General features: G+C 52.4%; 1 protein-coding gene. It reads right to left on the bottom strand.

Annotated features, from left to right (window positions below; translation table 11 throughout):
• Positions 1 to 1,154, bottom strand: a 1,154-nt coding sequence (locus EC846_RS02750; RefSeq protein WP_123774087.1) for an Ig-like domain-containing protein, incomplete at both ends; no start/stop codon positions are given.

Raw genomic sequence — 1,154 nt, 5'->3', positions numbered from 1 at the left:
GCAGTCACATCCACGTTATAAGTTTGGGTGTCGGTGACTGTGCTGCTGTTGCCTGCTGCATCGGTGAAGGTCGCTGTCGCATCGATGGTCGCATCAGTATCTGCAAGTAAGTCACTACCTGCCACATCTGCGGTCCAGTTGCCTGTCGCTGCATCAACAGTTGCAGTGTAGGTCACACCATTAATAAGCAGTGTCACCACCGTGGTTGCTGCATCTGCAGGAATACCCGTTAAGGTACCTGTTACCGTGATGGTTGTAGTTGATTCTGCGGCATTCAACACGTTGTCTGCAGTCACATCATCAATCGTTAAGGTTGCACCTGCTGGATTTGGTGGAGTGAGATCCACTGTTTCTGTACCTGGTACAGATGGGTTACCTGCAGGGTCAGTCGCAATTGCCGTGATGGTATCACCATCCACCAAGCCACCTGGGTTTGGTACAGTCCATTCGCCTGTCGTTGGATCAGTCACCACATCAACGGTTGTGCCATCCGGGAAGGTTACAGTCACCGTTGAACCTGGTTCTGCGGTACCCGTGATTGGATCGGTACCATTGACCGGATCAATCTCTGGCGCTGCTGGGGCAGTCACATCCACGTTATAAGTTTGGGTGTCGGTGACTGTGCTGCTGTTGCCTGCTGCATCGGTGAAGGTCGCTGTCGCATCGATGGTCGCATCAGTATCTGCAAGTAAGTCACTACCTGCCACATCTGCGGTCCAGTTGCCTGTCGCTGCATCAACAGTTGCAGTGTAGGTCACACCATTAATAAGCAGTGTCACCACCGTGGTTGCTGCATCTGCAGGAATACCCGTTAAGGTACCTGTTACCGTGATGGTTGTAGTTGATTCTGCGGCATTCAACACGTTGTCTGCAGTCACATCATCAATCGTTAAGGTTGCACCTGCTGGATTTGGTGGCGTGAGATCCACTGTTTCTGTACCTGGTACAGATGGGTTCCCTGCCGGGTCAGTCGCAATTGCCGTGATGGTATCACCATCCACCAAGCCACCTGGGTTTGGTACAGTCCATTCGCCTGTCGTTGGATCAGTCACCACATCAACGGTTGTGCCATCCGGGAAGGTTACAGTCACCGTTGAACCTGGTTCTGCGGTACCCGTGATTGGATCGGTACCATTGACCGGATCAATCTCTGG

The sequence above is a fragment of the Acinetobacter sp. BIGb0102 genome, from assembly GCF_003815055.1.
GTDB lineage: Bacteria > Pseudomonadota > Gammaproteobacteria > Pseudomonadales > Moraxellaceae > Acinetobacter > Acinetobacter vivianii.
The sequence above is the reverse complement of the archived record's forward strand: the minus strand, read 5'-3'. Positions and strand labels throughout refer to the sequence as shown.